Source organism: Megasphaera sp. DISK 18, assembly GCF_001682955.1.
GTDB classification, from domain to species: domain Bacteria; phylum Bacillota; class Negativicutes; order Veillonellales; family Megasphaeraceae; genus Megasphaera; species Megasphaera massiliensis.
This window is the reverse complement of sequence record NZ_LUGJ01000033.1, coordinates 70,203-96,256: the sequence shown is the minus strand read 5'-3', so window position 1 is coordinate 96,256 and position 26,054 is coordinate 70,203. Positions and strand designations below refer to the sequence as shown.

Annotated in this window: 23 protein-coding genes; 3 read left to right on the top strand and 20 right to left on the bottom strand. The window is 51.6% G+C overall.

The window, feature by feature from the left end:
* Positions 1-200: 200 nt before the first annotated feature.
* The 7 genes from rpmA to A0U42_RS07545 form a co-directional block, all read right to left on the bottom strand.
* Complete coding sequence (rpmA, locus tag A0U42_RS07575) at positions 201-485, bottom strand: 50S ribosomal protein L27 (RefSeq protein ID WP_020311207.1); 285 nt, start codon at positions 483-485, stop codon at positions 201-203.
* 19 nt (positions 486-504) lie between these two features.
* Positions 505-813 carry a ribosomal-processing cysteine protease Prp gene (locus A0U42_RS07570; RefSeq protein ID WP_044504137.1) on the bottom strand — a complete coding sequence of 103 codons (309 nt, stop codon included), beginning with the start codon at positions 811-813 and terminating at the stop codon, positions 505-507.
* Entirely contained in the window at positions 813-1,124 is a 312-nt protein-coding gene (rplU, locus tag A0U42_RS07565) for a 50S ribosomal protein L21 (protein WP_044504138.1), read from the bottom strand. The genes A0U42_RS07570 and rplU overlap by 1 nt, the downstream gene beginning before the upstream one ends.
* Before the next feature lie 238 nt (positions 1,125-1,362).
* Entirely contained in the window at positions 1,363-2,553 is a 1,191-nt protein-coding gene (locus A0U42_RS07560) for an N-acetylmuramoyl-L-alanine amidase (protein ID WP_225069694.1), read from the bottom strand.
* Positions 2,554-2,936: 383 nt separating this feature from the next.
* On the bottom strand, positions 2,937-4,280 hold the full coding sequence (locus A0U42_RS07555; protein ID WP_065360492.1) for an S-layer homology domain-containing protein: 1,344 nt from the start codon (positions 4,278-4,280) through the stop codon (positions 2,937-2,939).
* A gap of 315 nt (positions 4,281-4,595) precedes the next feature.
* Positions 4,596-6,050 (bottom strand): [FeFe] hydrogenase, group A, encoded by a 1,455-nt coding sequence (locus tag A0U42_RS07550; protein ID WP_065360491.1) that lies wholly within the window; start codon positions 6,048-6,050, stop codon positions 4,596-4,598.
* Positions 6,051-6,250: 200 nt separating this feature from the next.
* Positions 6,251-8,119 carry an ABC-F family ATP-binding cassette domain-containing protein gene (locus tag A0U42_RS07545; RefSeq protein WP_065360490.1) on the bottom strand — a complete coding sequence of 623 codons (1,869 nt, stop codon included), beginning with the start codon at positions 8,117-8,119 and terminating at the stop codon, positions 6,251-6,253.
* A gap of 161 nt (positions 8,120-8,280) precedes the next feature.
* On the opposite strand from A0U42_RS07545, the gene A0U42_RS07540 reads away from it, so the two are divergent.
* A complete protein-coding gene (locus A0U42_RS07540; protein ID WP_065360489.1) occupies positions 8,281-9,831 on the top strand; it encodes a polysaccharide biosynthesis protein in 1,551 nt (516 codons plus the stop codon).
* Positions 9,832-9,917: 86 nt separating this feature from the next.
* On the opposite strand, the gene A0U42_RS07535 is transcribed toward A0U42_RS07540, so the two are convergent.
* From A0U42_RS07535 to A0U42_RS07485, 11 genes are all read right to left on the bottom strand, one after another.
* Positions 9,918-11,090 carry a pyridoxal phosphate-dependent aminotransferase gene (locus A0U42_RS07535; protein WP_065360488.1) on the bottom strand — a complete coding sequence of 391 codons (1,173 nt, stop codon included), beginning with the start codon at positions 11,088-11,090 and terminating at the stop codon, positions 9,918-9,920.
* A gap of 143 nt (positions 11,091-11,233) precedes the next feature.
* Positions 11,234-12,442, bottom strand: coding sequence for an alanine racemase (alr, locus tag A0U42_RS07530; RefSeq protein WP_065360487.1), 1,209 nt, complete (start codon positions 12,440-12,442; stop codon positions 11,234-11,236).
* Between the two features lie 57 nt (positions 12,443-12,499).
* Positions 12,500-13,762 (bottom strand): serine hydrolase, encoded by a 1,263-nt coding sequence (locus tag A0U42_RS07525; protein WP_065360486.1) that lies wholly within the window; start codon positions 13,760-13,762, stop codon positions 12,500-12,502.
* Positions 13,763-13,882: 120 nt separating this feature from the next.
* Complete coding sequence (locus A0U42_RS07520; protein WP_065360485.1) at positions 13,883-14,668, bottom strand: alginate biosynthesis protein AlgP; 786 nt, start codon at positions 14,666-14,668, stop codon at positions 13,883-13,885.
* 101 nt (positions 14,669-14,769) lie between these two features.
* On the bottom strand, positions 14,770-15,963 hold the full coding sequence (locus A0U42_RS07515; RefSeq protein ID WP_065360484.1) for a tetratricopeptide repeat protein: 1,194 nt from the start codon (positions 15,961-15,963) through the stop codon (positions 14,770-14,772).
* Positions 15,964-16,153: 190 nt separating this feature from the next.
* Positions 16,154-17,008, bottom strand: coding sequence for a pirin family protein (locus tag A0U42_RS07510; RefSeq protein WP_065360483.1), 855 nt, complete (start codon positions 17,006-17,008; stop codon positions 16,154-16,156).
* Positions 17,009-17,232: 224 nt separating this feature from the next.
* On the bottom strand, positions 17,233-17,541 hold the full coding sequence (locus tag A0U42_RS07505; RefSeq protein WP_255304134.1) for a YbaK/EbsC family protein: 309 nt from the start codon (positions 17,539-17,541) through the stop codon (positions 17,233-17,235).
* A gap of 125 nt (positions 17,542-17,666) precedes the next feature.
* Positions 17,667-18,410 carry an SDR family oxidoreductase gene (locus A0U42_RS07500; RefSeq protein WP_065360481.1) on the bottom strand — a complete coding sequence of 248 codons (744 nt, stop codon included), beginning with the start codon at positions 18,408-18,410 and terminating at the stop codon, positions 17,667-17,669.
* Positions 18,411-18,428: 18 nt separating this feature from the next.
* Positions 18,429-18,857: a hypothetical protein gene (locus A0U42_RS07495; protein ID WP_083122446.1), complete on the bottom strand. Its 429-nt coding sequence runs from the start codon at positions 18,855-18,857 to the stop codon at positions 18,429-18,431.
* Between the two features lie 2 nt (positions 18,858-18,859).
* Positions 18,860-19,228 carry a cyclophilin-like fold protein gene (locus A0U42_RS07490; protein ID WP_065360480.1) on the bottom strand — a complete coding sequence of 123 codons (369 nt, stop codon included), beginning with the start codon at positions 19,226-19,228 and terminating at the stop codon, positions 18,860-18,862.
* 1 nt (position 19,229) lies between these two features.
* Entirely contained in the window at positions 19,230-19,715 is a 486-nt protein-coding gene (locus A0U42_RS07485; protein ID WP_065360479.1) for a flavodoxin, read from the bottom strand.
* A gap of 99 nt (positions 19,716-19,814) precedes the next feature.
* On the opposite strand from A0U42_RS07485, the gene A0U42_RS07480 reads away from it, so the two are divergent.
* Together A0U42_RS07480 and A0U42_RS07475 are read left to right on the top strand one after the other, a co-directional pair.
* Positions 19,815-20,753: a LysR family transcriptional regulator gene (locus A0U42_RS07480; RefSeq protein WP_218055537.1), complete on the top strand. Its 939-nt coding sequence runs from the start codon at positions 19,815-19,817 to the stop codon at positions 20,751-20,753.
* A 74-nt stretch (positions 20,754-20,827) separates the two neighbouring features.
* Positions 20,828-23,305: an excinuclease ABC subunit UvrA gene (locus A0U42_RS07475; RefSeq protein WP_141669508.1), complete on the top strand. Its 2,478-nt coding sequence runs from the start codon at positions 20,828-20,830 to the stop codon at positions 23,303-23,305.
* Between the two features lie 145 nt (positions 23,306-23,450).
* Here A0U42_RS07475 and A0U42_RS07470 read toward each other — a convergent pair whose 3' ends face one another.
* Both A0U42_RS07470 and feoB read right to left on the bottom strand, forming a co-directional pair.
* Positions 23,451-23,636: a FeoB-associated Cys-rich membrane protein gene (locus A0U42_RS07470; protein WP_044504158.1), complete on the bottom strand. Its 186-nt coding sequence runs from the start codon at positions 23,634-23,636 to the stop codon at positions 23,451-23,453.
* Between the two features lie 33 nt (positions 23,637-23,669).
* Positions 23,670-26,054, bottom strand: coding sequence for a ferrous iron transport protein B (gene feoB, locus A0U42_RS07465; RefSeq protein ID WP_065360476.1), 2,385 nt, complete (start codon positions 26,052-26,054; stop codon positions 23,670-23,672).

Sequence of the window (26,054 nt, the reverse complement as noted above, 5' to 3'; positions counted from 1 at the left end):
TTTATTCATCTAATAAAAAAAGATTTTGCTGTGAACGTCCTCTTATCACTAACAAAAAAATGGACGAGAGCGAGGAAAACTCACTCACGTCCATTCGCGGTGGATGATTTAGTTGGCACCCCAACATTTGACAAAGAGCCAAAAAAAGAACCGACACAGTCGGCCTGAGCCTCACTGCGGCAGTTCTTTTCTTCACGTATTTACGCTTCTACAGGGTATACGCTGACTTTGCGGTTGTATTTACCAGCGCGTTCGAACGCAACTTTGCCTGCAGCCGTAGCAAATAACGTATCATCTTTGCCGATGCCTACGTTAGTGCCCGGATGGAAGTGCGTACCACGCTGGCGAACGATGATGTTGCCGGCTTTAACGATGACGCCGTCATGGCATTTTACGCCAAGGCGTTTCGATTCGCTGTCACGACCGTTACGCGTGGAGCCTGTCCCTTTTTTATGAGCGAAAAGCTGTAAGTTGAAATTGAACATTCCGTCCACCTCCTGACATCTATAAGTCGAGTACGACGTATTCTCCATACTGTCGCACCATTTCCTGCAATCCTCTTGCCATAGTCCCTAAGATAATCTCTGACGCTTCAGAGGGCTCAGGAACCGTTACCGATAAGAATCCTTCGTTTACTTCATAGGGTACGTCCTTCGAAGCATACTCCATGAGACCCAACAAAGCAGTCTGTGACAGTGCCGATACGGCGGCACAGACAATATCGCTTCCTTCTTCCGCATAATCGGCATGGCCGCTTATGGTAAATCCCGTATAGCGATATTCCTTATCTCGATGCATCGTAATGGTAATCATTAGCCTTCGATTTTTTCGATAGAAACTTTCGTGAAAGGCTGACGATGGCCCTGACGACGACGGTAGTTAGATTTTGCTTTGTATTTGAAAACAAGGATTTTCTTTTCTTTACCCTGAGCCAATACTTTTGCCGTTACTTTAGCGCCTTCGACAACGGGAGCACCTACTTTAACATCACCGTCGTTGACGACTGCCAATACCTGGTCGAATACGACATTGGAATCAACATCAGCATCCAACTTTTCGACAAAGATATTGTCGCCTTCCTGGACACGATACTGTTTTCCGCCTGTTTTAATAATAGCGTACATGAGTGACACCTCCTCATCAATATACTCGCTGGATACGGCGTTCCGTAAAAGGACGCTTACAAGCCTCTCCACGCGGCTTATCCATAGCCACTTATGCTACGACTCATCTACTATATCATGAATCATCGGGACTGTCAATATAAAAGCCCTTGGAAACTTACAAAACAGCCTTTGTTCCGGACAGACAATATCCCCGTCACGGCCGAGCCGATAACGGGGATATTCGAAAGAAACGGGATTAGTTTCCGTTGTGATTAAAGTAGTCCGCCAACCCTTTTACAATGCTTTCGGCAAAGTTCTGCTGCTGTGCCTCTGTATTGAGGGCCTGTTCTTCGCTCGGATTGGAGATGAAGCCCAGTTCGAGGAGCGTCGCCGGCATGTTGGTATGCAGGAGGACGTAGAAGTTGGCCGTCTTGACACCGCGGTCCGAGAAGTTCGTCGCCTTCATGTTCTGCTGGTGAATGTAGTTGGCCAGGCCGTAATCATAAGGCGTCTTGCTGTTGTAATAGGCCGTGACACCGCCGGCAGACGGTGAATCGAAGGAATCGATGTGAATGCTGATGAATACGTCAGCCTTGGCGGCATTGCCAATATTGCTGCGGGCCTGCAGTTCTTCTACGGCACCGTCATACGGAGCGTAGACGTCGACGTCAGTCGTGCGGGTCATGACGACGTTGGCACCGGCTGCATTCAACAAGGAAGCAACCTTCTTAGAAATGGCCAGGGTAATGTCTTTTTCCTTCGAAAAAGCACCGACAGCACCGGAGTCTGAGCCGCCATGACCGGGATCGATGGCAATGGTCTTGCCCTGAAGCCCCTTGGTCAGGCTGTAAGACTGGCTGCTGGCGTAGACAGGAACGGTCGTAGCCGATGGTTTAGCCGGAGTCGTCGTCTTTGTCGGCGACTTCCAGGTCGAAGACGGCTTTACCGCCGGTTTGGACGTGGTCTTACTGTTCTTGTCGGTACTCCACTGACTCCACTGTTTAACCTTACCGGACTTATCGTTTATGTCGATGACGACACGGCTTGACCCCTTCGCGCCCGTCGCCCCGGGAAGGGTAAAGACTTTGACATCGTTCTTGGTCACCGCCTGGGGCACCTTGATGGTGACATCCGTACCGGCTGAGCGCGACGACAGTTTCACGCGGGATATGACGTTACTATTAGGTTTGTAGGTTTTATCTACCTTCTTACCGATGCTGGTATTGGGCAAGGTTACAAAAACATACTCGCCAGAGTTATCGATGTAAAGTTTGGGATTTACCTTGCCGCTGACATCGAGAACGGTCCGGACAAAAGGCGTATTGGCATCGTTTCGCGTTGCCGTCCGCACATTGGTAATTTCCGTTTTCGCCGCTGCATGAGCTGATACCATCGGGATCAGACAGATGAGCATGATAAGCGGAAGCATCCATATTTTTTTAAGCACGCTATCTTCTCCTTTACGATCCTAAACTGTTAACTTATTTATTATCCCACGAATAGCCGAAAAAGTCCATATTGGAGTACAAATAAGTCAAATAGCCACTCTTTTTTAACTCCATTTTAGGATAAATCTCAAATTTTCAGCGATTCCGTCACATCGACTCATGGTGATAACGTTTCAAGGTAATTACACACCGTATCTTCACAACGTCCCCCATTTACGATTAGTGAAGTATAACGAATATGTAAGAATTTTGATATCTCGTTACGAGTATTTATACTTATACTTTAGAATATTGTTTTTGCAAACCACCTCCCCCTATGCGAAAGAGGACTGCCAATTGACAGTCCTCTTTCGTGTTTTATCTATGCAGGGGAGGATGACTCTTAGAATAAGAAGTTGATTTCTACGTCCGTGAATTCATCGGGATCGTCCGAGCCGTGTTTAGCTTTGGTGCCAAAAGTCTGAGCAGCTGTGAGGACGACGTTTTTCGCTAAGGTGTAGTCGATGCCGACACCCCAAGACTTGACGTTGTCGAGGACGCTGTCATCGCGCCAGGAGTTGGTTGCACCGCCGAGGAGGGCGCCTTTGTCAGAGTTGAGGTATTCAACCCAAGCATCCCACGTACCTTTCGTATCGCTGTCGGCCGAACCGTAAGTCAATTTGCCGACCCATACTTCCGGATCCTTCGTATATCCATCGCTGAGCTGAGCACTGTTGCTGTTGATTTTTTCATAGTTGGCCAAGGCGTTCCACTTGCCAAAATTCAAGCTGGCATAAGCGCCCCAGAGATCATCGGCTGCAAAGTAATCGCCTGTATTGGTGCCGCCGCTGACGGAGAAGTCATTGTAATAAGCACCGATAGCAGAACCTGCCGAGCTGCCGCCGCCGAAGATGCCTTCTAAGACGCCGTAGCCGGTCTTGACACCGTCCAGGCCGTCATCGTCGGAACCTGCAATGTCGCCGGCTTTAAACTTACCATAGCCGCCGGTTACCGCAAAGTGGTCGCCGGAATAGGACAATTCAGCGCGGTCGAAGACGTCGCCGTACTGGAAGCCGTAGGCATGATCACCGCCGAGGACGTACGTATCGGTACGGCCGACGCTGAGGTTCCACGTATTGCCGCCGAAGTTGTAGTCGACTTTGGCATTATCCGTGAAGATATCGTTATTGCTGTCAGCTGCACCGTTATCGGCAAAGTTAAGGTCGTTGGTGCTGATACCGTAGGTTACCGTCGTACGGTCATTGACCTGTGCATTGGCGCGAATACGAACGCGGTAATCCCAAGAGGAATCATTGCGGTAGCCGGCGCCGTCGTTGCCGTTAGCAGATCCACGGCTCTGGTGCTGGAAGCGGACACGAGCATCACCGGTCAATTTGACATTGCCGACGCGGTTTTCAAGAGCACTGACGCGAACGCCGAGGTTGTTGAGTTCGTCAGCAAATTCATCAGCCAATTTGTTGATGAGAGCCCGCTGTTCAACAGAAGCCTTATCCATGTGGGCCATGGCTTTAGCGACCATTTCGGCAGCTTCATAACGGGTAATGTTGCGCTGACCCTGGAAGTGTTCGCCATCGACACCCTGGATGATGCCGGCATCAGCCAGTTCTACGACAGATTTATACGCCCAGCTGTCTGACGGTACATCGACGAAGGGATTGGCTGCAAAGGCGCTGGCAGCACCGACAGCCATCATAACGGCTAAGGTTGTTGTGATTTTCTTTTTCATTATGTATACCTTCTTTCTTGGTTTTCAAGCCAGAAATGACAGGTTATACAGATTATCTTCATTCGCTGCAATCGAGTGTTCCTAATTTCCTCTCACCTAAAACAAAGATAAATACTGTCTTAAACCTCCATCTCATAGCTTGTTACAATGAGTACATACTTATTATAGCCTTACATGATATTGGTTGTCAATATCTTATTTATTGTATATATTTTTTATCCACAATGGTTATAAAACCCGCCGCACAGCCATCGACAAAAATCCCGACAAAAAAAGGCCCTGCAAAAAGATGCAGGACCTTTGTGATAAGTCTCCTTATTCAGCTGTCGGAGGTTTGTATTTCGGCGACATGGGATTCGTTTGAGGCGTAAGGTTCTTCATGCGGCCCAACTGATCGCTCTTATCAGAGAAATAAGTATGTAAGGTAAATTCCGCCATTTCCGACAGTGGTTCATCGAGGAATACTTCATAGAGTTCGGCGATTTCCGGATTCTGCCAGCTGGCCTTGACGTCCGTATCGGCATCGCTCTGATACAAAGACGCCGTCCGGGCTTCTTGTACCTTTTTGATTTGAGGCATCTTAACTTTCGGCTGACCGCCGCCGCCGATGCAGCCGCCGGGGCAGGCCATGATTTCAATGAAGGAATAGTCTTCAAAGGCATCTTCCTTGATGAGTTCGTCGATAAAGGCCCTGGCATTGGCAAGACCACTGATAGCTGCGACGTGGATGACGAAGTGACCGAAGATGACCGTCGCTTTCTTGACGCCCTGCAGGCCTCGTACCGGTTCAAAGGGGATGAAGTCCTTCGGTGCCGGACGGCCGGTGAACATATGGTATGCCGTGCGGATAGCCGCTTCCATAACGCCGCCGGAGTTGCCGAAAATACGACCGCCGCCGGACGAAGACCCAAAGGTCTTGTCGAACTGGCTGTTTTCCAAAGCATCGAAGTCGATGTTTTCTTCCTGGATCCACTTCGCCAATTCCCGCGTGGTGATACAGATATCGGTATCGCGGATTTCCGGTTCATCCCAGAACAGGCCGGCAGCGCTCAGCTGAGGACGGCGGATTTCAGATTTCTTCGCCGTACACGGCGTAACGCAGACATTGACGATTTTCTTGGGATCGATATTTTTCTGCTGGGCAAAATACGTCTTGATGATCGGGCTCAAGATGCTGATTGGGCTCTTCGTCGACGACAGATGCGGAATGAGGTCCGGATAGAACGTTTCCGCAAATTCGACCCAGGCCGGGCAGCAGCTGGTGAACTGCGGGATAGGAATTTCTTCAGACTGCAGACGGTGCAGGAGCTCCATCGCTTCTTCCATGATGGTCATATCGGCACCAAAGTCGGTATCAAAGACGTAGTCTGCACCGAGGGCGCGAAGGGCCGATACCATTTTCCCTTCGACGAAGCTGCCCGGTTCCATGCCAAAGGCTTCCCCGAGGCCGACGCGGACGGCAGGAGCCGTCTGAAAAATAACGATCTTATCCGGATCGTTCAGAGCTTCCTTGACCCGGCCGACGTCATTGACTTCGTTAATGGCATCAAAGGGGCAGGCTGTCGCACACTGGCCGCAATGGACGCAAATCGGCAGATCGCCGGTACTGGACAGGGAGTAATAGTCGAGTACGGTCTGCGTGTCGGCACAGGCTCTGCGGCATAAGGTACAGTTCTTACACTTAGTCACGTCGAACTGAACGGCACAGTTATGTTCATCAATGGGGACGCGGCGGTCGATGTTTTCAAAGCGGGAATGAAATTCAGGCATGGCGAATACTCCTTTTCGGTCTGAAATTTAAAATGCTGGGTATGATGTTGGCAGCGCCAAGAACTATGTAACATTTTATCACAAACTTTGTTACTTATAGGATAATACAAACCAGCATAAATTTCCATTGCTTTTAGAGAATTCGAGCCCCTTTTTTGCCATATTTCCTATGCTTTTTTATCATGTTTAAAAAATTACGGTTACTCCCCTTTTAAATCTTCTAATTCACACCATCTTTCCGTCAAAGCATCTACTTTCTCTTGTGTTTCCTTTTGATCAGCCAAGAGAGTTTCCACTTGTTCGTAATTACTGCCGGCAGCGGCAATAGCCGCGTTGATTCCTTTGAGCATGGCCTCATAACGAGGCAGTTCTTCCGTAATTTTCTTCAACTCTTCTTCTTGGCGCTGCGTCAGTCCGGCCTTAATCTGTACCGCTTTTATATTCGTTTTAGTAATAGAAGGTCCAGAGGGTTTTTCACTTTTCTTTTCTTGGTGATGGCTGTATTTTTCTTCCAAGTATTCACTATAATCGCCGTAAAATCGTTCCCACTGCCCCGCGTGTAATGTGAAAAGTTTATCAACCACCCGATCCAGGAAGTAACGATCGTGAGACACGACGAGGACGACACCTTGAAAAGTATCGAGATAATTTTCAAGGACCGTCAGGGTCGGAATATCGAGGTCATTCGTCGGTTCATCTAATAAGAGCACGTTGGGCTGATCCATGAGCAGGCGCAGTAAATAAAGGCGCCGCCGTTCACCGCCGCTTAACTTGGCAATGAACGTATGCTGCATCTCTTCGGTGAACAGGAATTGGTCGAGGAGGCGCGTTGCCGAAATGCGCTGGCCGAATTGGTTGACCACAAAGTGCCCCCGTTCCTGAATGTAATCGATAACCCTCATCGATTCATCAAATTCCGGCAGCTGCTGGGTAAAGAAGCCAAAACGAACGGTCTGTCCGATAGTAAGGGATCCTTCCGTCGGAACTAATTGGCCGGACAGGACTTTGAGCAGGGTCGACTTGCCGACGCCGTTGGCACCGATAATCCCGATGCGGTCATGTTTAACGACGTGATAATCGACGTGTTGGAACAAGGGCTTGGCCGGGTCGTAACCAAAGGCCACATCATCGATGTCGAGGATGGTTTTCCCCAAGCGGGCTGACGTGTCGAGGAACTCGACTTCACCGATAGGTTTGCCGTTTTCAATAGCACAGAGCTGTTCATACCGTTCTTTTCGGGCCTTCTGCTTCGTCGACCGGGCCTGGGCGCCGCGCTGAATCCAGGCTTTTTCCCGACGGATGAGGTTGCGCCGCTTGGCTTCACTGGCTTTATCCCGCTCCAGTCGTTCCTGGCGAAGTTCGAGATATTGGCTGTAATTGCCGGCATACGTATAGACATGCCCTCGGTCGAGTTCGATCATCGAATCGACGACGGTATCGAGAAAATAGCGGTCATGGGTACTGAGCAGGATAGCCGATTTGCTGTCGCGGAGGTATTCTTCCAGCCAAAGGATCGTCTGTTCGTCGAGATGGTTCGTCGGTTCATCCATGATGAGGAGGTCGCAGGGCATAATCAGCGCCCGGGCCAGGCCCAGACGTTTGCGCTGGCCGCCGGACAGGTCGTCAACGGATTTCGTAAGATCAGAAATCCCCAGTTTGCCGAGGATGATTTTGGCTTTCGACTCCAGTTCCCAGGCCTGCTGGCGGTCCATTTCGGCACTGAGGGAGACGACGGCCCGGTCATCCCCTTTTTGAACGGCCGCTTCGTACTGCCGGAGAAGCTTCATGACCGGCAGATTGCCGTCGAGGACACTCTCAAGGACCGTGTGGCCTTGTACGAACTTCGGTTCCTGGGGCAGATAATGGATGCGCGCCTTGGGATTGAACCACAACGTGCCGCTGTCCATATCGGACAGACCAGCAATGATCTTGAGGAGGGTCGTCTTCCCCGCCCCATTGAGGCCGATGAGTCCCAATTTCTGTCCGCTGTCGATGGCGAAGGTCACGTCGTCAAAGAGGACGCGAAGGCCGTATGATTTTTTTACCTGTTCTACTGTCAGTATATTCATTATAATACATCACTTTCTCTATCTGGATTTTACGTTTACACTAGCACAAAGACTGCCAAGATGCAAGCCTTTCGGCCGGCCTTTGACTATATACAAGGCCTGGCAAATGTGATAGAATTAGTTGTTATCGTGATAAATTTCTAGAGAGATAAGGGGTTATTATGGCAAACAAGTTTATCTCGGGCACCTTGATCCTGACCTTGTCCGGTTTTGTCGTCAAAGCCATTGGCAGTATCAACTGGATCATCTTGTCCCGTATTCTCGGCGGTGAAGGCATCGGCATCTATCAGATGGCCTTTCCGATTTACCTCTTGGCACTCGATATTTCCAGTGCCGGCCTTCCCATTGCAATTTCCATTATTACGGCTGAAAAAGTAGCCAAAGAGGATTACTTCGGGGCCCAGCGCATCTTTCACGTATCCCTGTCGATGCTGTGTACGACGGCCTTTGTCCTGAGTGTCCTCATGTTCTTTGGCTCCAGCTTCCTTATCGATGAACATATCATCCGAGAAAGCCGGGCTTACTACTCGCTCATCGCCCTGGCACCGGCCATCTTCTTTACGACGATCATCGCCGGCTATCGCGGCTATCTCCAAGGCTGGCAGCAGATGACGCCGACGGCCTTGTCCCAAATTGTGGAACAGTTGGTCCGCGTCGTCGTCATGCTGGGCTTTGCCGCTCTCCTGTTGCCTTACGGCCTCGATTATGCGGCCGGCGGCGCCAGTCTCGGTGCCGGAGCCGGTGGCCTTGCCGCTTGGCTGGTTCTCGTCTATTACTATTATAAACTGAAGCGGTCCCTTCCCGTCGACGGACCTGTTTTCGAACAGGAAAAGATCAAGGATATCTTAAAGCGCCTCGTCGTCCTGGCCATTCCTATTTCCCTGTCGAGCATCATGCTCCCCGTCGTCTCCAACCTCGACCTGCTCATCGTACCGCGGCGATTAGAAGCTGCCGGCTATGCTACCCATCAGGCAACGGCCCTCTTCGGCTACCTGACGGGCATGTCGGTGCCGCTCATCAACCTGGCCACCATTCTGACAGCCGCCATGGCCATGAGCCTGGTACCGGCTATCAGTCACAGCTTTACCTTGAAAGAGTACGGTGAAATCCGGGAACGGACGGCAACGTCCATGCGCATCGCCTTTTTGGTCACCATCCCCTTCAGTGTCATCCTCTACGTCATGGCAGAACCTATCGTCACCTTCATCTACAACGCCCCGGCCGCAACAGAAGCGACAAGGGCCGTGGCCATCGCCATCTGTTTCTTAGGTCTGCACCAGATTTCAACGGCCATCCTTCAAGGCCTCAAGAAGCCGAAGATTCCGGTCATCAACATGGCCCTGGCCTGTATCGTCAAAGTTCTCTGCAACTGGTTCTTAGTCGCCATCCCGGCCTTTGGCATTACCGGGGCCGCCTATGCCACCGTCGCCGACATCGGCGTTGCGGCCGTCCTCAACATGTGCTTCATCTACCGTGAGATCGGCTACGTCATTGAAGTCAAGGTCATCTTAAAGAACATCGTCTCGGCTGCCGTTATGGGCGTCGCCATGTACTTTATGTACCCTTACCTTTTCAGCCATATCGGCCTCTTCTTGGCCCTCTTCCTATCGTGTATCATCGGATCGGTCATCTACATTGGCGGCATGGTCTTAAGCGGCGGTGTTACCCGTCAAGACGCTGCAAAAATGCCCTTCATTGGACGATTTATTTAACCACAGCAAAAGAGCTGCCCCATGGGGACAGCTCTTTTTTTATGGAAAATTTGAGAAATCAGTTGATAAGCAATACAGGAGTAAGATTATTTGCGGTATTTTTCGACGAAACGGCCCATTCTCTTCAGCGCTTCTTGGATCGTTTCCATGCTGGTTGCATAAGAAATGCGGACAAAGCCTTCACCCTGTTCGCCAAAGGCCGTACCCGGAACGACGGCAACTTTTTCTTCCTGAACCAATTTTTCGCAGAATTCAGAAGACTTCATGCCCGTGCAGCGAATATCCGGGAAGATGTAGAAAGCGCCCTTCGGTTCAAAGACCGGCAGGCCGATGTCGCGCAGGCCTTTATAGATAACTTGGCGGCGGCGGTCGTATTCCTGACGCATAGCTTCTACTTCTTCATCGCAGTCCTTAAGGGCTGTAATCCCACCGAACTGAGCCGTCGTGTTGGCGCACATGATGGCATACTGGTGGAGTTTTAAAATCGGTGCTAATCCGTCGCGAGGTGCGCAGATATAGCCGAGACGCATGCCGGTCATAGCATGAGCCTTGGAGAAACCGTTAAATACGATGGTCCGTTCGCGCATGTCCGGTAATTTAGCGAAGGTCGTAAATTTAGCATTGCCGTACATGAGTTCGCAGTAAATTTCGTCAGCCATGACGATTAAATCGTGTTTTTTAACAAATTCAGCAATGGGCATCAATTCTTCGGCCGTCATAACCGTACCGGTCGGGTTGTTCGGATAGCCGATGACCAGTGCTTTCGTCTTCGGCGTAACGACTTTTTCCAGGGCAGCTACGCTCAATTTGAAATCGTCTTCCGGATACGTCGGGACGAATACGGCTTTCCCGCCTGCCAATTCAACAGCTGCCGGATAAGCTACATAAGCCGGATCAGGAATGAGGACTTCGTCGCCTGGTTCGGTCATAGCCAACAGAGCCATTGCCAAGCCTTCGGAAACGCCGACCGTAACCAAGATTTCATCTTTCGGATCGTACTTGACGCCATAGCGTTTTTCAAAGGTTTCGCTGATGGTTTCACGAAGTTCCATCATGCCCGAGTTGCCGGTATAGCTCGTTTCTTTCGCATCGAGGCTTTTCTTCATCGCATCGATAACTTTGTCGGGGGCCGCAAAATCCGGTTCGCCGATACTGAGGGACAGGACGCCTTCGACCTGGGCTGCAATATCAAAGAATTTGCGAATCCCCGATGGCTTGATAGCCCTAACATTTGCCGCTGTTTTGTCGTTCCAATTCATACTAATACACCGCCTTTTCCTATGATTATTTTTGCACTTTAATATGCATTCTTTACATATATTATATCACTTTTGCAAGAATGATAAAAGGTTTATAACAAAAAAAATACTGTCCTCGTGAGAGGAACAGCATTTTTTCTTATCTATTCGCTTATGGGCTTGTCAAACAGATACTCTTCCCGGCCGACGGCTTTGCCATTTTTCATATAAACACGGGGAACGCGGCGGGATAAATTGCACATGATTTCATAATTAATCGTACCGCAGACACGGGCGATTTCCTCGATGGAAATGAAGCTGTCGCCTTGCTGACCGAAAAGGACGACTTCGTCTCCGGCGTGAACGTTGGCTTCACCGCTGACATCGATCATGCACTGATCCATGCAGATCGTCCCGACCTGAGGGACGCGGCGGCCGTGATAGAGGACGTCGACCTTGCCCGACAAAATGCGGGAATAGCCGTCGGCATAGCCTACGGGAAGGGTCGCGATTTTACGGCGGTCCGGTGCCGTATAGTGCCGGCCATAACTGACGGTCGCTCCGGCATCGATGAGTTTGACGTGGGCGATACAGCAGCGAAGGGACATGACCGGCCGCAGGTCGGAGGGCGTAATATCGATTTCCGGCGACGGTTCACAGCCATACATGATGATACCCGGCCGCACCATGTCGCAGTAATATTCGGGAAGCTCAAGGACGGCCGCACTGTTGCAGCAGTGGCGCAGGGCAATGTCAATGCCTTCTTCTTCCATACGCTTACACATCCAGCGAAAATGGCCGTATTGTTCGCGCGTAAAGGCCTTGTCCTCACAGTCCGATACGGCAAAGTGGGTAAAGATACCGCGGACTTCGATATTGGGTAAGGCTGCCAAGGTCTTGATGTCGGCGACGCTGGCTTCATTGACGGGAAAGCCGACGCGGCTCATGCCCGTATCGATGGCAATATGAACTCGCAGGACCTTGCCCAGGCGCTGAGCTTCTTCGGAGAAAAAGCGAGCATTTTTCAAGTTGAAGACGGCCGGTTCAATATCATAGGTAAGGAGTTCTTCCGTCCGCCTGGCATCGGTATGGCCGAGGATGAAGATTTCCTTATCAAGGTGGGCATAGCGCCGCAGTTCAACGGCTTCGTCTAAACTGGAAACGGCAAAGCAGTCGGCTCCGTTTTCGGCAAAGGTGCGGGCCAATTCGACGCTGCCGTGGCCATAGGCATTGGCCTTGACGACGGCCGCTATCTTGACGTTTGGACCGACGTGTTTTCGAATCTGACGCATATTATGGGCCGCGGCATCGAGATCAATCTGGGCCCAAACGGCCCGCCGGGTAAAATTCATCGTACTTTCATAAGCATTCATGTCTATATCGCCTTCCCCTATGGAACTTTCCGTATTGGTATCATCATAGCACAGGGCCTAGAGGCCGTCAATAAAACGGCACAGACCGTCGAGAACCCGTTCTTCCCAAATATAATTGGTACTGAAAACGCCGGCGCTTCGCGGATCTTCTTCAGAGACTCCCTCGCCGTTCATGACGTAAGCGAAACCGCTCTTCGTTCCCGGTATGACAAAGATTCCCGATAAGAGGCCAAAGGCCTGCCCCGTGTGTCCCCAAAGAGAAAAATCTTTCTCCCGACAGGGACGAGCCGGGCCGTTACCATCCACCCAAAATGCCCCTAAGCCATAAGAAAAAATCGTCTGACCACAGGTATCGCCGTTGTGGCCGTCATACTGCCACTGAGGCCGAAACATCTCCCGTAAGGAAGAAGGACTAAGGATTCGCCGCCCTCGATACTCCCCGTCATGAAGGATCATCTCGAGAGTCTGCCCCATTTCTTCCAGAGACAGACGCAGGCCGCCTTGAGGCGAAAAAAAGGTGGCATTGGTCCCCCGTCGATATCCGTCTAGCTTATAGGTCTGACAGACCGTTTCTGCATAAGGATTTTGAAGGGCAACCGTCTCTTTTTCCGGCTGCCGGCCTTCAAAATCATCGATCCGCCCCTGCCAGCTGCCGCCTTCATCGTCCTTACCGTAAATAGTGCCCATTTTTTCAAATGCAGCCTGCGGCAGGTTGCCCGGCACATAGTCGCCTCGGCAATCGAGATCCTTTAGGATGTGCCCCTTTTGATACTGGTCAAAGCGCTGACCGGTCACGGCTTCGATGACCGTTCCCAAGAGGCCGTAATTTAAGTTGCAGTAGGTAAAATACTGTCCCGGCATTTCTCCCGTTGGAGCAAAGTGCTGTCCCTTTTCCCAATAGGGGCTGTCAGGCTGAAAAAAGGCCTCTGCAGAAACGAATGGCGGGATGCTGTAGACCTTTCCGTCGCGCAGCCCCGACGTATGCGAGGCCAGCATGCGTACGGTCACCGGGATGTCGTCATAGGCCGGATGGCGCAGGCGAAAACCAAGATAGTCGCTGACGTCGTCATCGAGAGACAATACGCCCGCTTCGACTAACTGCATGAGGGTAAAAATAGTGAACATCTTCGATACCGAGGCTATGCGAAAACGGCTGTCCATCGTCATCGGCAACGGTTTCGGCCGGAATCTTCGGATACCGCCGGCAAAGCGGTATACCTCGCGGCCCTCATGATAGGCGACGAGGGCCAGTCCCGGAACTTGAAGCAATTCATCGCCAATCAAGGATGAAAAATAGAGGTCCCAATCTGGTATCATCATGTGCTCTCTCCTGGTAAAAAAGCCTTATAAAGGCAGGATTATCATCAAAAAAAGACTGCCCTTGCAGACAGTCTTCCTTCCGACCGCATCAAGAGCTCCTTCCCCTCTGAAAGGAAACGCTTATCCGCGGTAGTTTTCCGGATAAATGGTGATATCGAAGTGATTCTTATCCCATTCGTGTGTAATTTGATGCTTGTACGGGGCTAAGGCCGCAAGAAGGACTTCATAAGCCTTACTGCCCTGGTAGATGCCGTCATCGGAGATATCGACTTTATAGCCATTTTCATGGGAATAGAGTCCGCTGGCATGGTACCCGCCTTCAGCGCCGCCGGTGATGATGAAGGAAATGCCGGCCAGACGGGCTTCCATATTTAACCGATCCAAAAAGGCAATGGTCGAGCTCTGGAAATGAACCGTATCCGTCGTGTGATTGCTGTCCCACGGCGTATCCATTCCTTCGGTACTGCTCCACTTGCGAAGGTTGCTCTTGCCAAAGTCACGGCGATAGGCGTACGCATTGGCAATGGCCGCATCATACGAATCGTGCTGGTACTGGTACTCATACTGATCTTCATACTTTTGGCGGTTCCAAGGCGTAACGACCGTCGCTTCATGAGTCGATTCAGCATAATGGTATTTTTCTTCGCCTGTCGTGACTGCGGAAGGAGCGCTCTCTTGGTTGTTCAAAATAGCATGGACCCGGTCTTTCAACGAACCTTCATGATGGGCGGCATTTTTCGCCGGGACATATTGTTTCTGCGTCGGACCTTCATTCTGAGCTTCTTCCGTCGCGCTTACTGCAGCCGATACTGTTTTCTCCGTTCTGACCTGTACCTCTGCTGCCAACGCCGTAGCCGCGCCCATGAGGCAGCATATGGACAAGGCCGCTATAACAGCCTTCTTCATCAAATTCCCCCTTCAATACGATGATGTGTATATTATAGGCAGTTTCACTCAAGAATAACGCCTACAATTATAGCACATCTTGTGGGAATTTGAAAAGTAAATTATTGTGATAACAATTCGCGCTGAGTCAATTCCTGAATCGAGGCCTCATCCTGGTCGGCGTTTTGATTGTCTCCCAGCTTCCGAAAAGCCTGGCTGCGCGTTTTATAGCCATCTTCATAAGGCGCGATAGAAAGGGCCTTGGTCAAATATTCAACGGCCTTCTTGTAGTCGCCCTGATCGAAGGCCAGCTGCCCCATACTGTCGTAGACGGCATGGTAGTCAGAATCAGTTTCGGCCAGGCGCAGGGCACTGGCATAGTCTTTGCGGGCCTTGTTGAACTGCTTGAGATAGCGGTAGCATTCACCGCGGTTGTTATAGTCCATGGCCGATTCCTTTATGGACAAGGCCTTGGTTAAATCGGCAATCCCCTTTTCCGGCTGTTCTAATTTAGCGTAGACTAAGCCCCGTACCGAGTAAACTTCCCGATTTCCCGGCTCCTGTTCCACCGCTTTGTGCAGCAAGTTCAAAGCCGTTTCATTCAAATCGCTCTGTTCAGCCATGACACCGGCTAAAAAATAATGGCCTTGGTACATGAGCTCATACATGGTTCCAATATCCATGCGCCGCTTCGCCAGCTGCTTCTTCCCTTGCTTCTGATAAATCAGGCTTTCAAGGAAATAATTTTTAGAAAAATAGGGCATCAATTTTTCGCCTTGGCGAATATCTTCCAAGGCCTGATCATAGGCCTCCATCTTGGTATAGGCTCGGGCCCGGTTAAAATAGCCCAGCACCTGATAGAATTCGCCCGGTTTCGCCAAGGTCAAGGCCTGCGTATAATCCTTGACAGCCAATTTATAATCCTGTCGCTGTTCATAGACAGAGCCGCGGTTGAGGTACAACGACGCCTTATCCGGAGACAAGGAAATCGCCTTGTCACTGTCAGCCAAGGCTTCGTCAGAGCTGCCCATCATCAAATAAATGAGGCCGCGACGTGCATAAAGATCGGCATTGTCAGTGTCGGCTTCAATCTGCCGGTTCACGATGTCTAAGGCTTGTTCATAATTTTTATTCTGAACCGCTTGAGAAAGGCTGCTGTCATGACTGTCTTCCGGCAAGGCCGGCTTCACTTCCGTTTTTGTTTCAGCTTTGGTCATCAACTCGCTGCCGGAAGCGTCCTCTGCTAAAGCAAAATTAGGCAGCACCAGCAAACAAGATGCCATCCCGGCCAGCACACATCGTTTCAATCCGTTCATAATTAGGCCCCCTTAGTGGTGGTTACGTAAATGGTTACTATATATATTTCGACATCTTTACCAAAAATCCTTCAAAAACTTGGCTAAACACCAAATTCACAATTAATTCTTTTCGAAAAAGCGCAAAAAAATCCCTTCCGGTGGGGATATCCGCAGCCGGAAGGGACAAGAATACAGATTTTTTTAAGGCTCAGCCCTGATGAGGGTCAAAGTCAAGTTTTTCTTTTATGAAGGTATTATTTTGCAGTTCTTCAAAGGCCTGCTGTAATTCCTGTTTAGTATTCATAACGATGGGGCCGCCCCAAACGACGGGTTCATGAAGGGCTCGTGACTGCATGACCAATATCTGTGAGCCTCCTTCAGCCCCTTTCAGGGTCAGGCTTTCGCCGTCTGAAAGTTTAACCGCCGTCTTAGCTTCTACGGACTCACCGGCAATGACGGCATCGCCTAAGAGGGTAAAGGCCATGACCGAGTCGTCGGCCTTGGTGTCGAGGACGAATTCAGCACCGGCTTCCAAATGGATGTCGTAGTAATTGAGAGGCAGATGGTCGCCCTGATGGGCCTTGCGGCCCTTGTATTCTCCGGCCAGCAGACGGATAAAGCCGCCTTCGATGCTGATGTCTTCGATTTCATCGTTGCCGATATGGCGATACGTCGGCCGACTCATCTTTTCTTTCTGCGGCAGGTTGAGCCAGAGCTGGACACCTAAAATCCGCGGTGACGCCGGAACCTGTTCTTCGTGAAGGATACCGGAGCCCGAATTCATCCACTGGACTTCACCGTCGGAAATACTGTCTTCATTCCCCAACGTATCCTTGTGGACCATCTTCCCCTTGTAGAGGTAGGTCACCGTTTCGATTCCCCGGTGAGGATGCATGGGAAATCCCGCCGTATAGTCATCGGGATTGGTACTGTCAAAAGAATCGAGCATGAGAATCGGGTCAAAAGCTTCTACCGTAGCGTTTCCCAAGACGCGGGTCAGGTGGACCCCTGCCCCATCGATGGCTTTAGATCCCTTCACGAGCTTTACAATTATCCGTTCCATACGTTTCCTCCATTTCTACTCATGATTTCACCAATTGGTGATAACACAGACATCTGCCCCAAAGGCCGGCCCTTTGCCATCAAGTCGGCCAAGACCGCAATAGGACGTCATAAGAGACAGACAAGTTGATTACACAAAAAGTATTGTTTCACGTCCATGATACCTTTTTTCTGCTTTCCGGTAAAGAGGTCATTTTTTCGATTGTGTCTAGAGATTCTTATCGATCAAACGTCGACAAACTCCGCCTCATTCCCGTGTGCTGCAATGAGGGAGAGCAAGTCGTCAGCCGAAAGCCATACCGTCGCCGTATTGTCATTGGGATGAACGCCTATTAGGTGATCCTTAAAGGCAGCATCGACGTAGAGCTGGACCCGTCTTGCCTCATCGTTGAGGAGACCTAAGGGCGTCACGGCACCGGGAGTCAGATGTAAGATAGCCATCAAGTCATGCGGCGAGGCAAAAGAAAGGGTCCTCAGACCTTGGGCTTTGCGAAAGGCCTTCAAATCGATCCGCTTGTCGCCCTTGGCAGAAATTTAGTATATCATGGTTTAGGCCATTTTTTGAATGCTAAAAAAAAGAGTGCCGCCCTCCTAAAAAGAAGGATCAGCACTCTTTCTCCTACCCTTACGATTATAAAAGATCTCAGAAAGCGTACTCGTCAAGCCTGGCTCGTCGGATAGATGGTCATTTCACTGATGTCGACGTCTTCCGGCTGTTCGATAGCAAACCGGACGCAGGAAGCGACGGCGTCGGGAGAAATGCTGTGGACTTGGTAAAAACTCTTCATCCGCTTTGCTGTCGCCGGTTCTCCGATATGCTGCACGAGCTCCGTATCAATGGCCGCAGGAAACAGGGTCGTCGTGCGAATGCGGGTTCCCTCCTGGGCCGACTCCATGCGGACGACTTCCATGGCGTTGCGGACGGCAAATTTCGTAGCCCCGTAGACGCCGGAACCGACGTAGTTTTTGAGGCCGGCTACGGATGAGGTAGTGATAATATGGCCGCCCTTTTGGGCCTTAAAAATAGGCAGTACCGCAGCGATGCCGTGGAGGACGCCTTTGAGATTGACGTCGATCATGGCATTCCATTCATCGATGCGGACGTCACTCATAGGCGAATTGGGCATGATGCCGGCATTATTGAATAAGACATCGACCCGACCGAATTCATCCATTGCCGCCTGTACCAGCCCTTGGACTTGGTCAAATTGAGTCACATCGACTTGATAATACGCAGCTTTCCCGCCTAAGTGCTCGATATCGCGGACGAGGGCTTCGAGCCGCTGTGTACGCCGGGCGCCGAGCATGACCGTAGCCCCTTGTTTGGCCAGCATTATGGCTGTCGCTGCGCCGATGCCTGAAGATGCACCGGTAATGACGATGACTTTATCACGAATAGACATAGTAGTTCTCCTTTCTCCTTACGAATCTTCTTTCGTCAACCGGTGATGATAGCGGACGACGTTCATTTCTTTCAAATTATCAGGATTGATTTCAATCGTTTCGCCGTAGGGTTCGAGGTAAATGCTGTGGTCGCCGCTGATGGACCAGGTCCCGGAATAGATGTTGTCTACATTATGCTGGTTTTCCGTCCACGTGTGATCGGCCTTAAAGGTAATCTTTTGGTTGATGTCGGTGTCGATATGATTGATCCATACGCCGACGATATCCTTATCTTCAATGGCCCTTTTTTGGCTGGCCGATGAACTTTCATCGACAGTGGAAGCCTGAGCGGCACTGGTATTTTGCTGCGGCTGAGATGCATTGGGTGCCGCTTCCCCGCAGCCGGCCACGAAGGCTGAAATCAGACCTATCATCAACATGGCCGTGATTTTCTTCGACAATTTCATGATTATCCCTCCTTTAGGACTTCAAATAAAACATCGGCTTCCCCCATACCGGCAAAGAAACGGATATCGCCGTCGACGTGGCCGATGGGAACCTGTTCAAAGACTTCGCCGTTCTGACTGTATAAGATGACCAGACTCCCGAGAGGCGGCCAGAAAGAAATGTCGCCTACGGCGTAATCCTTATTCTGAGACGCTTTTACAGGCAGGCTGCCGCCGCCGAAACGGTGGCACATTTCCCTTCCGTAGAGGTTGGACATCTTAATCGTAAAGGGCATCTTTTTCAACAACGTCCTGGCTGTGGCATTGTCCTTCCAATGGGCCCAAAGGATTTTTTCGTGATTAATCGTTACTTTTACTTTCGTATCGTTCATCTTATAGATTCACTCCTAACTTCTCAATCCAGCTGCGGATTTTTTTCTGACAATGGTTTACTTCATAACTTCCGATACAGAGCCCTCGTCCCAGTGTCGAATCCGGCAGATAGCGCTTCATATCGGCTATCGTATCATGTAAGTCGCTGCCGCCGGAGGTCGCAAAGGGGATGACCGTCTTCCCGGAAAAATCATAGGCTTCATAAAAAGACCGGACGACCATGGGCTCGCGGTACCACCAGATGGGATGGCCGATGAACACCACATCGTAGTCGTCCATGGCGGCTACCTGAGTTTTCAAAGGCGGGCGGATATCGTCATTTACTTCCTGATGAGCCTGACGCGAACAGGGATCGTGGTCTTGGGGATAGAAACGGTCAGTTTCTATTTCAAACAAGTCGCCGCCGGTCTGCCGAGCAATTTCCCGGGCCACGGCGCGAGTATTTCCGCTATGGGAAAAATAGGCAATTAAAATCGTATGCTTCATCGTTGTCCCTCCTTCTGACAAGGTTATTATGCCACGCCTTGCCTTGACTGAGAATCGTCAATAAGTTACCATAGCATTAACCAAAAGTTTATGGAGGCTATGATGGATATTCAAAACCTGCAAACTTTCCTGGCTGTCGCCAAGCTGGGAAGCTTTACCAAGGCGGCCGAACAGAACTTCATTTCCCCGACAGCCGTCATGAAACAAATCAATAAACTCGAAAGTGAACTGGACTGCACCCTCTTAGAGCGGTCGTCAGCCGGCATCCGCCTGAAGCCGGAAGGCGAGGTTTTCCTCACCTATGCCCAGCAGCTGATTGAGCTCTCCCACGAGGCCTATTTGGCCTGCCATAAGGCGACGAACCAAGCTTTCACCCTGCGGCTGGGAACGTCCCTTCTCCATCCCAGCCGCCCCTTTTTATCGATTTGGAACCGCATCAAGGACAAGCTGCCCCAATACAGCCTGACCATCGTCCAGCTCCCAAGCGACCTCGTCACCCAAAACCGAGAATACGAAGCCCTGGGAAAGACCTGCGACATCCTCATCGGCACCTTTGACCAGGCGACGACGCACACCTTGGTCGACGCCGTTCCCTTAGGCTCCTATCGCTTCAGTATCGCCGTCCGGTCGGACAATCCCTTAGCCGAAAAAGACCTGTTAGCCATCAAAGACTTGGAACACCAGCACCTGCTCATGGTCCCGAAGGGCATCAGCCATAAAAATGATCTGCTCCGAGCTCAGATGGAGAAAGAGTTGGCCCATTGCCAAATTCTCGAAACACCGGGCCGTTACAGTCTCGATACCTTCAATGTCGCCATCGATAAAAATGCTGCCCTCATCAACCTGACGCCGTGGGAAGACATCCATCCCGGCCTCATCAGTATCCCCTTGGCGACGGATATCACCGTCGACTACGGCATCTTAGCTGCCAAAGATGCACCGTCTCGGGTCAAAGAATTTCTATCGACCATCCGCTACCAGCTCCTCACGCAAATGGGCGAATACGGTCCGGTTACACCTGTCGAAGAAAATCCCTGACAGCCGACTAAAACACGAACTCCACCGTCTCTTGCAAGAACGTTTCCATTTTTCCATTACCGGGAGTGAAAATCATGATTGATAAAATGCTCATTCGCGGCGCCAAGGTCCATAACCTCAAAAACATCGACGTCGCTATCCCCCTTCATAAAATCGTCGGCATTGCCGGCGTCTCAGGCTCGGGCAAATCGTCCCTGGCTCTCGGCGTTCTCTACGCCGAAGGCTCCCGCCGCTACCTGGAATCCCTGTCGACCTATACCCGCCGCCGCATGACCCAGGCATCGCAGGCCGCCGTCGACGAAGTCCTCTATGTACCGGCAGCCTTGGCCCTCCACCAACGGCCCGGCGTTCCGGGCATTCGCAGCACCTTCGGTACGGGCACAGAACTCTTAAACAGCCTGCGCCTCATCTATTCCCGCCTGGCCAGCCACCGCTGCCCGAACGGGCACTACGTCCGGCCCTCTTTAAACGTAGCCGCCGAAAAAGACCTCGTCTGTCCGGAATGCGGCGTCCATTTCATGGCACCGTCAGCAGAAGAACTGGCCTTCAACTCCCAAGGCGCCTGCCCCGACTGCAGCGGCACGGGAACGGTCCGCACCGTCGATATGGCAACCCTCGTCCCCGACGAATCCATCAGTATCGACGACGGCGCCGTCGCCCCTTGGAACAGCCTCATGTGGTCCCTCATGACTGACGTCTGCCGAGCCATGGGCGTTCGCACGAACGTGCCCTTTCGCGATTTGACGGCCGAAGAAAAAGACATCGTCTACCACGGACCGGCCGTGAAGAAGCACATTTTCTATAAGTCTAAAAACTCCAACGAAGCGGGCGAACTCGACTTCACTTACTACAACGCCGTCTACACCGTCGAAAAAGCCTTGTCTAAGGTCAAGGACGAAAAAGGCATGAAGCGCGTCGAAAAATTCTTAAAAGAAGAAGTCTGCCCGACCTGCCACGGGACCCGCCTGTCAGAAGCTGCTCGAGCGCCTAAAGTACAAGGCATCTCTCTCGATACGGCCTGTACCATGACCCTCTCGGCCTTAACGGACTGGGTCGCCGCCGTCCCGAGTTCTCTCCCAAAAGACATGGTCCCCATGGCTGACAGCATCTGTGAGGCCTTTCAAAACACGGCCAAGCGTCTCCTCGACTTGGGTCTCGGTTACCTCACCCTCGACCGCTCGGCGGGAACCCTCTCGACGGGAGAACGGCAGCGCATGCAGCTGGCCCGGTCGGTCCGCAACCGGACGACGGGCGTCCTCTACGTCCTCGATGAACCATCTATCGGCCTTCATCCGTCGAACATCGTCGGCCTCATCGGCGTCATGAACGACCTCATCGCCGATGGAAACTCGGTCATCCTCGTCGACCACGACACACAGATTCTAAAAGAAGCCGACTGGATCATCGAAATGGGACCGAAAGCCGGCGTCCATGGCGGCCATGTCTTAGCTGAAGGAACGATAGCGGCCATCGAAAAAAATCCCGTCTCGCAGATTGGCCCCTTCCTGTCGGGCAAGGCCCCTACCAAAATCCGTCCCGACATCCCTCCGGCCGACCTCTTTGCCAAAGGGCAAATCCACCTTTCGACAGCTGCCATTCATACCGTAAAGCCGCTCGATATCTCGATACCCAAAGGCCGTTTGACCGTCGTCACCGGCGTATCCGGTTCAGGTAAGACGACGATGGTCCTCGAAAGCCTCATTCCCGCCATCGAAGCCGTCATAGCGAATCGTCCCCTGCCGGCTCACATTAAAAGCGTCGACACCGGCGGCATCGAACAGGTAAAACTCATCGACGCCACGCCTATCGGCATCAACGTCCGCTCTACCGTTGCGACCTATGCCGGCGTTCACGACGAACTGCGAAAGCTCTTCGGAAAATCACCTGATGCAAAAGATAAGGGCTATAAGGCCCGAAACTTCTCGTACAACACGGGATCCCTGCGCTGCCCCGACTGCGACGGCACGGGTACCATCAGCCTCGACGTCCAGTTTCTCCCGGACGTGCACATCCCCTGCCCGACCTGTCACGGCTCGCGCTACGCACCGGCCGCATCGGGCGTCAAATTGACCAACCAAGAAGGAATATCCCGGACACTGCCGGAAATCATGGCCATGGATGTCGACGATGCCGTCACCTTCTGCGCCGAATGGAAGGGCGTCTCTCAAAGACTCACAACCCTCAGCCGCCTCGGTCTGGGCTACCTGACTCTCGGTGAAGAAACGCCGGGCCTTTCCGGCGGCGAAGCCCAGCGCCTGAAACTGGCCAGTGAAATGGGGCGAACCCAGACGGCATCCCTCTTCGTCTTCGATGAACCGAGCATCGGCCTCCATCCCTTGGACGTCCAAGTCCTCCTTCGCGTCTTCCAAGCCCTCCTCGATAAAGGGGCAACAGTCGTCGTCATCGAACACGATCTCGACGTCATAAAGAACGCCGACTACATCATCGACATGGGCCCCGGCGGCGGCGAAGACGGCGGCCGTATCACGGCCACGGGCACGCCGGAAGCCATCAAACAGAACAAAGACAGCATCACCGGCCGCTATTTATAACACAAAAGACCTCATCACTGACTTCTTTATATTTCCAATAGAGAAATCGATAATGAGGCATCTTATTTTTTACAGCAAATTCCATACAAAAGAACCTCCATCGATCAAGTTGACCGATGGAGGTTCTTTTGCTGTTATCTGCTATTTATTTTTGGCAGCAAGGCGGGAGTTTAGATTTATCCCCCGTCTTTGACTGTCCGCTCGACGAGCAGCTGCCCGAGCAGCCGCCGCAGCAGCCGGCTGTTCCGTTGAACAGGCCGCGGACATGACGGATGAAGTACGCTACGGCGATGATGACGACGATAGCGACAATAATCGTTGCAGGACTCATACCAGAACCCCCCTTTCTATGGGATAGAAGGTCTTATGCGCCGAGACCGGCCATAAGAGCTAACTGATAAGTAACGTAAGCCAGAACATAGGCCAAGACGAGGCACATGGCATCGCTGGCGAGGAGCATCTTCCAGGAACCCGTTTCACGCTTGATGACAGCCATAGCAGCGACGCAAGGCATGTAGAGCAAGGTGAAGACCATCAGCGACAGGGCAACAGCCGGGTTGAAGTTCGGGTCATCAGCCAGGAAGGTGATGAGGTTGGCTTCATGGGTATCGTCAGCCTGGACACTGTAAATCGTAGCCAAGGTCGAAACCATGACTTCCTTAGCGGCCGTGCAGGCAACGATGGCGACGCCGATCTTCCAGTCATAACCGAGCGGTGCGATGACCGGTTCGATGAAGTGGCCTAAGCGGGCTGCATAGGACTGGGAAATCTTTTCAGCATTCTGCTGGCTGTCGAGTTCAGTCGTAGCATCGTCAGCAGCGACTTTGGCGTCGAATAAGGGCAGTGCCTGAGCATATACCGTCGGGTTCGAAGCTTCGAGATCGGCAAAAGCATCGGGATACTGCGGTTTTTCTTCAACGGCTTCCGCCTGCTGGACGCTTTCAACGTCTTCTTCTTCGCTGTCTTCTTCTTCAGCGGCAGCGTCGGCAGCGGCAATCATCGATTCATACATGCCGTTCAATTCACTGTTTTCTTCGATGGACGTCAGGCCGTAGGTCTGGAGAATACCAGCCTGCTGCTGTTCCATCTGAGCCGTAACCTGGTCTTTAGCGGCATCGAAGTCCTGAGAATACTGGACATCCATCGGATATGCCGTGAGGAACCAAACGATGATCGAAGCACCGAGGATGAAGGTACCGGCCTTTTTGAGGTACAGTACGCTTCGTTCCCACATGTGCATGAGGACGCCCTTGAGGGTCGGAATGTGGTACGGCGGCATTTCCATAACAAACGGTTCTTGTTCGCCTTTAAAGGTCGTATGACGAAGGACCAAGGCAACGGCAACAGCGACGATGATACCTAAAAGATAGACGCCGAAGAGAACCGTACCGCCATAACCGGAAGCGCCGAAGAAGGCGCCGATGAGCAGGGTATAAACCGGAAGACGAGCGCCGCAGCTCATGAAGGGGCACGCCAAGATAGTGACCAGGCGGTCCTTTTCATTATCGAGTGTACGAGCGGCCATGATACCCGGTACGTTACAGCCAAAGCCGAGAATCATAGGGATGAAAGACTTGCCGTGCAGGCCGAGAGCTCTCATCGCGCGGTCGATAAGGAAGGCAGCGCGGGCCATGTAGCCCGTGTCTTCGAGAAGACTGATAAAGAAATACAAGAGGACGATAAGCGGTACGAAACTGAGAACCGAACCGACACCGCCGATGACACCGTCGACGAGGAGCGAGCGCAGCTGTTCATCTTCAACGACCGTACTCAACCAGTCACCGAGCATGCCGAAACCTTGGTCAAGCCAATCCTGAGGATAGGCACCGAGGTCGATGACGACGGTAAACATGAGCCACATGAGGCCTAAGAAAATAGGAATCCCCAAAACGCGATGTGTCAGGACGCGGTCGATTTTATCAGACAAGGTATCGCTCGTACCGACATTGATAATGGATTTATTAAATACGTCAGTCGCAAATTGATAGCGGCATTGAGCAAAATAAAAGTCTAAATCGAGGTTTTTAGCCAGGGAATCGCGGAGAGAAGCCGCCAGTTCCAAGATATGTTCCGTACCGTCAATAGCCTTGACCTTGGCCACGGCATCGGAATCGTTTTCAAGGAGTTTAACGGCCAGCCAGCGGATCGGATAATTGATGACGCCAATCTTATCGATGGCATCGGTCAGTTCGGCAATCGCCGGTTCGACGTCAGCGCCATAATCGACTTCCGCATTGACCAAGTGTTTTGCTTCCATGCTGGAAATGGCGTCGAGCAATTCTTTTGTCCCTAAGTTTTTACTGCCGACTAAAGGAACGACGACGGCGCCGATCTGACGGCCTAACTTTTCGAGGTCGATTTTAATGCCCATTCGTTCGGCAATATCCATCATGTTCAAGGCGATGACCATCGGTCGTCCCAATTCGACGAGCTGAGCCGCCAAATACAAGTTACGTTCGAGATTCGATGCGTCGAGAACGTTGACGATGATATCCGGCTTTTCATTGATGATGACGTTACGGGCAACCACTTCATCGAGGGACCGCGCCGTCAGGCTATACGTACCCGGAAGGTCGACGAAGAGCAAATCCTTGCCGTTAAACGTGCGATGGCCTTCCTTCTTTTCGACAGTAACGCCGGGATAGTTGCCGACATGCTGCTTTGAACCTGTAATGTTATTAAAAATCGTCGTTTTCCCGCAGTTAGGATTGCCGGCAAGGGCAATCTTAATCTTTCCTGCATTTTCCAT

What these genes read in the sequence shown, in the direction of transcription:
- A0U42_RS07490 (WP_065360480.1), bottom strand. Translation starts at nt 19,228, where the DNA reads ATGAACGATACGAAAGTAAAAGTAACGATTAATCACGAAAAAATCCTT.
- A0U42_RS07535 (WP_065360488.1), bottom strand. Translation starts at nt 11,090, where the DNA reads ATGAATTGGAACGACAAAACAGCGGCAAATGTTAGGGCTATCAAGCCA.
- A0U42_RS07570 (WP_044504137.1), bottom strand. Translation starts at nt 813, where the DNA reads ATGATTACCATTACGATGCATCGAGATAAGGAATATCGCTATACGGGA.
- A0U42_RS07475 (WP_141669508.1), top strand. Translation starts at nt 20,828, where the DNA reads ATGATTGATAAAATGCTCATTCGCGGCGCCAAGGTCCATAACCTCAAA.
- A0U42_RS07470 (WP_044504158.1), bottom strand. Translation starts at nt 23,636, where the DNA reads ATGAGTCCTGCAACGATTATTGTCGCTATCGTCGTCATCATCGCCGTA.
- A0U42_RS07500 (WP_065360481.1), bottom strand. Translation starts at nt 18,410, where the DNA reads ATGTCTATTCGTGATAAAGTCATCGTCATTACCGGTGCATCTTCAGGC.
- A0U42_RS07555 (WP_065360492.1), bottom strand. Translation starts at nt 4,280, where the DNA reads ATGAAAAAGAAAATCACAACAACCTTAGCCGTTATGATGGCTGTCGGT.
- feoB (WP_065360476.1), bottom strand. Translation starts at nt 26,054, where the DNA reads ATGGAAAATGCAGGAAAGATTAAGATTGCCCTTGCCGGCAATCCTAAC.
- A0U42_RS07540 (WP_065360489.1), top strand. Translation starts at nt 8,281, where the DNA reads ATGGCAAACAAGTTTATCTCGGGCACCTTGATCCTGACCTTGTCCGGT.
- A0U42_RS07520 (WP_065360485.1), bottom strand. Translation starts at nt 14,668, where the DNA reads ATGAAGAAGGCTGTTATAGCGGCCTTGTCCATATGCTGCCTCATGGGC.
- rplU (WP_044504138.1), bottom strand. Translation starts at nt 1,124, where the DNA reads ATGTACGCTATTATTAAAACAGGCGGAAAACAGTATCGTGTCCAGGAA.
- A0U42_RS07510 (WP_065360483.1), bottom strand. Translation starts at nt 17,008, where the DNA reads ATGGAACGGATAATTGTAAAGCTCGTGAAGGGATCTAAAGCCATCGAT.
- A0U42_RS07525 (WP_065360486.1), bottom strand. Translation starts at nt 13,762, where the DNA reads ATGATGATACCAGATTGGGACCTCTATTTTTCATCCTTGATTGGCGAT.
- A0U42_RS07515 (WP_065360484.1), bottom strand. Translation starts at nt 15,963, where the DNA reads ATGAACGGATTGAAACGATGTGTGCTGGCCGGGATGGCATCTTGTTTG.
- A0U42_RS07485 (WP_065360479.1), bottom strand. Translation starts at nt 19,715, where the DNA reads ATGAAGCATACGATTTTAATTGCCTATTTTTCCCATAGCGGAAATACT.
- A0U42_RS07545 (WP_065360490.1), bottom strand. Translation starts at nt 8,119, where the DNA reads ATGAATATACTGACAGTAGAACAGGTAAAAAAATCATACGGCCTTCGC.
- rpmA (WP_020311207.1), bottom strand. Translation starts at nt 485, where the DNA reads ATGTTCAATTTCAACTTACAGCTTTTCGCTCATAAAAAAGGGACAGGC.
- alr (WP_065360487.1), bottom strand. Translation starts at nt 12,442, where the DNA reads ATGAATGCTTATGAAAGTACGATGAATTTTACCCGGCGGGCCGTTTGG.
- A0U42_RS07550 (WP_065360491.1), bottom strand. Translation starts at nt 6,050, where the DNA reads ATGCCTGAATTTCATTCCCGCTTTGAAAACATCGACCGCCGCGTCCCC.
- A0U42_RS07480 (WP_218055537.1), top strand. Translation starts at nt 19,815, where the DNA reads ATGATGGATATTCAAAACCTGCAAACTTTCCTGGCTGTCGCCAAGCTG.
- A0U42_RS07495 (WP_083122446.1), bottom strand. Translation starts at nt 18,857, where the DNA reads ATGAAATTGTCGAAGAAAATCACGGCCATGTTGATGATAGGTCTGATT.